7 protein-coding genes and 1 pseudogene are annotated in these 5,725 nt (G+C 36.7%); 2 read left to right on the plus strand and 6 right to left on the minus strand.

The window, feature by feature from the left end:
- Positions 1-246: 246 nt before the first annotated feature.
- On the minus strand, positions 247-591 hold the full coding sequence (locus ACIQ2S_RS10460; RefSeq protein WP_396175716.1) for a winged helix-turn-helix transcriptional regulator: 345 nt from the start codon (positions 589-591) through the stop codon (positions 247-249).
- Between the two features lie 125 nt (positions 592-716).
- On the opposite strand from ACIQ2S_RS10460, the gene ACIQ2S_RS10465 reads away from it, so the two are divergent.
- Together ACIQ2S_RS10465 and ACIQ2S_RS10470 are read left to right on the plus strand one after the other, a co-directional pair.
- Entirely contained in the window at positions 717-1,454 is a 738-nt protein-coding gene (locus ACIQ2S_RS10465) for an SDR family oxidoreductase (protein ID WP_396175718.1), read from the plus strand.
- 11 nt (positions 1,455-1,465) lie between these two features.
- Positions 1,466-2,077, plus strand: a complete 612-nt coding sequence (locus tag ACIQ2S_RS10470; protein WP_396175720.1) for an NADPH-dependent F420 reductase — start codon at positions 1,466-1,468, stop codon at positions 2,075-2,077.
- A gap of 128 nt (positions 2,078-2,205) precedes the next feature.
- Here ACIQ2S_RS10470 and ACIQ2S_RS10475 read toward each other — a convergent pair.
- The 5 genes and pseudogenes from ACIQ2S_RS10475 to ACIQ2S_RS10495 form a co-directional block, all read right to left on the minus strand.
- Positions 2,206-2,328: pseudogene (locus ACIQ2S_RS10475) on the minus strand (tyrosine-type recombinase/integrase); the annotation flags it as partial.
- Positions 2,329-3,056: 728 nt separating this feature from the next.
- Positions 3,057-3,542, minus strand: a complete 486-nt coding sequence (locus tag ACIQ2S_RS10480) for a hypothetical protein (protein WP_396175723.1) — start codon at positions 3,540-3,542, stop codon at positions 3,057-3,059.
- A 228-nt stretch (positions 3,543-3,770) separates the two neighbouring features.
- Positions 3,771-4,646 (minus strand): RNA polymerase sigma factor, encoded by an 876-nt coding sequence (locus ACIQ2S_RS10485; protein ID WP_396175725.1) that lies wholly within the window; start codon positions 4,644-4,646, stop codon positions 3,771-3,773.
- Entirely contained in the window at positions 4,643-5,089 is a 447-nt protein-coding gene (locus tag ACIQ2S_RS10490; RefSeq protein WP_396175727.1) for a DUF6194 family protein, read from the minus strand. Before ACIQ2S_RS10490 ends, ACIQ2S_RS10485 begins: the two co-directional genes overlap by 4 nt.
- A complete protein-coding gene (locus tag ACIQ2S_RS10495) occupies positions 5,086-5,490 on the minus strand; it encodes a hypothetical protein (RefSeq protein WP_396175729.1) in 405 nt (134 codons plus the stop codon). The genes ACIQ2S_RS10490 and ACIQ2S_RS10495 overlap by 4 nt, the downstream gene beginning before the upstream one ends.
- Positions 5,491-5,725: the final 235 nt, after the last annotated feature.

Consider the following 5,725-nt stretch of genomic DNA (forward strand, 5'->3'; position numbering starts at 1 on the left):
TGAAACGATCTTGTCATTGTAATGATGCTCAAGAATATTTTTTCCAAGGTCAATTAGATTAATCTTATTAGTCATATGGTATCTTTCTTAAGTTCCAGCTAACGTTTCTGGGCTTGGCGAAGGTGGCGATTTTCAACATCCGCCGCGGCGGATTGATGCGAAGAACCAATTTTTGATTAACCATCAGCCGCGGCTGAACTGCGGAGCACTGAACCGCCACTTTAGCCAAGCCCGTGTTATGTGCCGTTATTTTTTTAAGTTTTGTTTTTCTATCATTTTCAATCCGAAGTTTCTGATTGATGTTATTAATTTTAAGATGTCTTTACCTTGCTCTGTCAATGAATATTCTGTCTTGGGTGGCACAACAGCAAAAACCTTTCTACTAATATAACCGCCTTGCTCCAATTCTCTTAATTGTGTTGTCAACATTTTGTCTGATATGTGGGGAATGTCTTTTCGTAATTCTCCATATCGCATAGTTTTGTTTTTTAGTCGCCATAAAATAGGTGCCTTCCAAGCGCCACCAATCTGTTCCATTACTAACTGAACAGGATTGTAGTAAATTTTACCGTTGTATTTAAAGTCTGGCATTATTTAAAACTGTTTATTTTATTAATACTTTCATAAAAGTATGTATCATACTTTTATGTTATACTGTATGTAAAAGTATATGTAGATAATAACTTTGCGGCATAAAACCTTAAAAAAATATAAATATGAAAAAAATTGCATTAATTACAGGAGCCTCTAAAGGTCTTGGTTTTGAAACAGCCTTACAGTTAGGTAAAAAAGGATTTACAGTAATTGTAACTGCCCGTACTCAACATAAAAGTAACGAAGCCGCAGCAAAATTAAAAACAAAAGACATCGATGCTTTGGGCGTACAATTAGATGTGAGTAATAGCAAGGACATTGCTAATCTCGTAAGTTTTTTAAATGAGCGATTTGGCAAATTAGATATTTTGATTAATAATGCGGGAGTGCAATTAGATTTTCCTGGATTTATGCCCGGAAATTCAACAGAAACAGTTTCAATGGAAATATTGAAGCAGACTTTTGAAACTAATTTCTTTGCACCAATAGCATTAACACAAAAGTTATTGCCTTTATTAAAAAAATCTGATGCCGGCAGAATTGTCAATGTATCAAGTATTATGGGTTCATTGGCTCTTCATGCAGATGCAAGTTCTCCAATTTATGGTATAAAATTATTGGCATACAATTCATCCAAAACAGCGTTAAATCAGTTTACTTTACATTTGGCTGAAGCATTAAAAGATACTTTAATAAAAGTAAATTCGGCTCATCCAGGTTGGGTAAAAACAGATTTAGGAGGAGAGTATGCTCCAATGTCAATTGAAGATGGTGTAAAAACAATTGTAGATTTGAGCACACTTGATGTAAATGGAAAAACAGGTACATTTATACATTTAGGCGAATCATTACCATGGTAAATAAAAAATAAATGAATATTACAATCATTGGAACAGGAAATGTTGGTGGAGCATTAGCCACCAACTGGTCAAAAAAAGGACACAGAATAAATTTAGGTGTGCAGGATGTCAATAATTTCAAAGGCATTGAGTTGTTGAAAAATGAAAGCACAAAAGTTTTTTCAATTAATGAAGCCGTTACAAAATCCAAAGTTATCTTAATTGCTATACCGCCTACTGCCATTTTTAATGTTATTGAAAAACTGGGTGATGTATCAGGAAAGGTAATTATTGATGCTACTAATGCGGTTCGCCAAACACCTGATCCATACAAAACAGTCTATCATTGTCTAACTGATAAAACACAAGCCGAAGTTGTAAAATGTTTTAATAGTACGGGTTTTGAAAATATGCTGAACCCTATATATAATGGCGAAGGTATTGATATGTTTATGGCTGGTGATAGTGAAAGGGCAAAATCTGTCGCCCGGCAATTAGCTCTGGATAATGGTTTTAGTTCTTGTCTTGATTTTGGAATGTCAGATAAAGTAGAACTGTTAGAAAAATTTGCTTTGTCTTGGATTAATTTAGCTATAATGCAAGGTCATGGTCGCAATATGGCATTTAAAGTTGTCAGGAGATAAGTTGTCGTTCGAGTTTTGGTATAATGGCACATAACTCGTTTATACCCGCTACCCTTTTTCGCATACCCATCAGAATAGGGTAGGTAATGCGTGTAAATGTAGCGCATTATTCAAATTTAATAAAAATGTCATAAGTTGTCAAACGGACTTTTTATCTGCTGTATGCTCTTGGTAGAAACATGGGTATATATCTCCGTTGTCTTACTACTGCTATGCCCCAAAATCTCTTGAATATAACTTAAATCTGTTCCTCTTTATGAATCTATATGACTCGACTGTAAAGCTAGCATGGCTGAGCGTAAGGTTCCGCCAGAGGCGGACTAAACCTTCGCTGCGCTTAGTAGAATTCGCTTAAAATAAATCCTAGCCCGCCTCTGGCGGTGCGGCATACTAATAGATCATTGTGCGAGGGAAATCGTTCATGGTTGTTGGTCAGGCGATGCGCCAAAGGCGCACAAGTTACGCCAGAGGCGGACAAGTTACGCCCCGACTCAGTCGACACGAACAAGTTCCAACAATGGCAGGAGGCGGGACGGGGCGGACACACTCCCTCTCACCCTCACACTGTTTCCCGCGGCCAACAACGGCAGGAGGCGGGACGGGGCGGACACACTCCCTCTCACCCTCACACTGATTCCTGAGGCCAATAACGGCATGAGGCGGGACGGGACGGACACACTCCCTCTCACCCTCACACTGATTCCTGAGGCCAATAACGGCAGAGATTTAATTAGTTGTTGGTCAGGCGATGCGCCAGAGGCGCACAGGTCCAACAACGGCAGGAGGCGGGACGGGTCGGACACACTCCCTCTCTCCCTCACACTGATTCCTGCGGCCAACAACGGCCGGAGAATAAGGATGGCATTGCTAAAAGCATGCCTTCCTCTTGAAAAGAAAATTTTTGCGTGTACAACTGAATTTGAGAAAAAGTTACTGCTTTACATAGTAGCCCGTGTTGTGCCTAGATTTTCTTTGTCTGTCAGTGCATACAACCCACATAAATGTCTGCTTTTATTTTAAATGCTTTTTTCTCTGTTTTATATAAAACAGTCATTGCACTGTCTGCACTTTTTTCTGTTTCGTAAATGCCAGTCACCAAGGCAATAGTTTTTTCACCCACTTTTCTTTGGTAAAAGTTTAAATATTCTAAACTCAAATTGTCCGATGGAAAGCGTCTTGGGAAATATTCGCCAGCATACATCTCATCTTCATCATTGTCGGGTAAAGCAATAAGATTTTTGGTCTTGTTGTAAAAACGTCCCATTGTGTCGATTGGGATATTTAATTTTCTGTTTAGGTCAAACATTTTTTTGTGAAGAAACGAATAGTCTTTACTCGTGTCCGCCACCACGACAAAAAAAGTAGCGTTATTATAATCGGTTGTGTCTTCCGATTGATTATTGTTTGTCGGTAAAGGGGTCTGTATTTTAGTAGTTGTGTCAACTTTGTTCGATTCAATTTTCATATCGTTCTTGTCAGAGGAATTTGTCCCGCAAGCGGTCAAAATAAATGTCAATATTATGTAAATGTGACGTGTCATAAATTTACGCATAACGTTTTGTGGTTTGTCTTAGTGGCGAATTTTTACTACAAATGTTGATACGAAGCACGTAGTTCAAATATAGCACAAATGTTCATACAAAAAACGTAACCCTCCATTACGCCAAAACGCTGTTATCGGCTGCCCTTATTGTCAGTTCAGGTTAAAGATATCCTTAAATTTATTGTCTGATAGTAGGTTTAAAAATAATTTTTTGCTGTGTTCCTTTTCTTGGAATGGTTGAGCCTTAAAAAGGTCTGCATATTTACTTTCTGTCAAGTCATTTAAATCGTTTGACTTGTTAGGTGCTACTTCTGAAATTCGTTTTAAGTATGAAGTGTTGAACTTTAAATTCTCCTTGTCCACCCAACCTGCTTGAATAAATGCTTTTGTTTTTTTGTCGCAACGACACGGATTTGATTTGTTGATAAGCCCACATTTGTTATTCATAAATTGGTAAAGGTCTTTTCTTGCTCTTGAAAGTCTTTGGCGGAAATTGTCTTTGGAAATGTCAAGCATCTCAGAACCGATTGTGTGGTCAATACCGAATATTTCACCAAGTATGTAAACAAGTCGTTGCTCTCTGTCAAGGCAGAGAAGCATACCACTCATACAACCAATTTTTGCATCTTCAATAAATTCTTTCATTTCTGATTTTTCAATTACTGAAAGTTCTTTGTCCTGCATCTGGTTAAGTTCATCTCCGTATTTTGAAAACGATATTACATAATCTTCCAACCAATACTTTTTCATTTTTAAGAAATGGTTGAAAGTAATGCGAAAAAGCCAAGTTCTAAAATTACTTTCGCCTTTAAAGTTTGCAAGGTTTGTTATGACCTTGATTAAAACTTCCTGCGTAATGTCTTCTGCATCAAATGGACTTAAACTCATTTTCAAAGCAACATTGTAAATGTAATGTTGATGTTTCTTAACTATTGCTTCAAGTGCTGATTTAGAACCGTCCTTTGCTGAAGTAATAAGTTCTATATCGTCTCTGTCGTTGTATGATGTATGAAATGGATTTTTCATTTTTTCTTTGTGAATTTTAAAAAAACATTTTGATACGAAATATCTAAAAGATGTTTTACAGTGTCTTTGTTGTTTACTGTTGGATTGTTAATGGCTACCCAACCCAGCCAAGCATAGATTGGGTGGGGCATTAAGACATCAAGTTCTGTGAAATTAAAGTCATAATTTATAATACCACCTTTTGCTGGGCGTGTTGGAATATTACCAAACAAATTTTTATAATGCTTTTTTCCAATTCCAATACTTAGTCTATAAATACCGTCTCGGTTAAGGTTTGAAGCCTTATCGTTTGGTCCATCGCTTTCCTTAATGGTTGTAAAATAAATGCCTTTTGGCAACGAACTATCAGGATTGTAAAAAAAGCTACGTTCACGGTATGCGTCTTTTACAATTATATCCTGATAGTTCGTTAAAATCCAATTTTCTAATTCTCCTGCTGTCATTCGTTGTTTAGTATAGGATTAGTTAAATTCATATTTACAGATTTAAAATCAATTTTTTCCATAAACGGAATTATTGCTTCGTTTTTTTCGGCAAGTTGCATTGCTTGGCTGTGGCTATCTTTATTTTTCCAATAAACAATGTCAGTCCAAAGAGTGTCGCCCGATTGTGTAAGGGTTCGTTTAATAAATCCTTCCTGTCTTTTCAGAAAGTCGTTTTGCATTTGTTCAGCCGATTTTACAAAGTCAGCATTTGAAACACCATTGTTTAGTTTGAAAGTGGTAATTTCTACCATTCCAACTGTCTGTTTTTGTTCTGTCATAACATTTTGATTTTCTGTTTTTGATTGATTACAAGCTGTTAAACTTGCAATGGTCATTACTGTTAAAATTGTCTTTTTCATTCTTGTCAAATTAGATGATTTAACAGTTAGATACTCAAAATGACCAAGTGTGACAGTTGTAAAGTGTAGGTCTTTTAGGGTTGCCGATAACTCGTTTATACCCTCTACCCTTTTTCGCATACGAATCAGAATAGGGTAGGTAATGCGTGTAAACGTAGCGCATTATTCAAATTTAAGAAAAATGTCATAAGTTGTCAAACGGACTTCTTATCTGCTATATGCTCTTGGTAGAAAC

The organism is Flavobacterium sp. (assembly GCF_044371705.1).
Taxonomy (GTDB): Bacteria; Bacteroidota; Bacteroidia; order Flavobacteriales; family Flavobacteriaceae; genus Flavobacterium.

Coding starts and splice junctions, on each gene's coding strand:
- ACIQ2S_RS10460 (WP_396175716.1), bottom strand. CDS start 591: ATGCCAGACTTTAAATACAACGGTAAAATTTACTACAATCCTGTTCAG.
- ACIQ2S_RS10490 (WP_396175727.1), bottom strand. CDS start 5,089: ATGACAGCAGGAGAATTAGAAAATTGGATTTTAACGAACTATCAGGAT.
- ACIQ2S_RS10485 (WP_396175725.1), bottom strand. CDS start 4,646: ATGAAAAATCCATTTCATACATCATACAACGACAGAGACGATATAGAA.
- ACIQ2S_RS10465 (WP_396175718.1), top strand. CDS start 717: ATGAAAAAAATTGCATTAATTACAGGAGCCTCTAAAGGTCTTGGTTTT.
- ACIQ2S_RS10470 (WP_396175720.1), top strand. CDS start 1,466: ATGAATATTACAATCATTGGAACAGGAAATGTTGGTGGAGCATTAGCC.
- ACIQ2S_RS10480 (WP_396175723.1), bottom strand. CDS start 3,542: ATGAAAATTGAATCGAACAAAGTTGACACAACTACTAAAATACAGACC.
- ACIQ2S_RS10495 (WP_396175729.1), bottom strand. CDS start 5,490: ATGAAAAAGACAATTTTAACAGTAATGACCATTGCAAGTTTAACAGCT.